The following is a 382-nucleotide window of genomic DNA, read 5'->3' as shown; positions in this document are numbered from 1 at the left end:
TCACTTCGTTGCGAAACAACTTAAAAAGCCAATGCTAAAACTGAAGTTTTAATTTTGACTTTTTATGGGAGTAAAAAATGGAAGCGGAAAAATTTAACTCGCCTTTTAAAGGACGTTCACTCTTAACATGGGCAGACTATTCTCCAAAAGAAATTTTACAGTTTCTCGACTACGCAATTCTCGCAAAAAAACAGGCGCACAATAAAGAAATTCATCAAAGATTTTTAGGAAAAACAATCGCCCTTATCTTCGAAAAGCGCTCTACACGTACACGCTCATCTTTTGAAACTGCATTTGGCGAAGAAGGCGGCCATCCAGTATTTATGTCAACACAAGACATTCAACTTGGCGGAAAAGAAAGCGTAAAAGACACCGCAAGAGT

At 38.0% G+C, this 382-nt stretch carries 1 pseudogene; it reads left to right on the top strand.

The window, feature by feature from the left end:
• Positions 1-77 precede the first annotated feature (77 nt).
• Positions 78-382 (top strand): annotated as a pseudogene (locus B4N75_RS08435) (ornithine carbamoyltransferase); the annotation flags it as partial.

Source organism: Treponema sp. UBA7570, from assembly GCA_002477955.1.
Lineage (GTDB): Bacteria > Spirochaetota > Spirochaetia > Treponematales > Treponemataceae > Treponema_D.
This window is presented reverse-complemented; position numbering and strand designations above follow the sequence as displayed.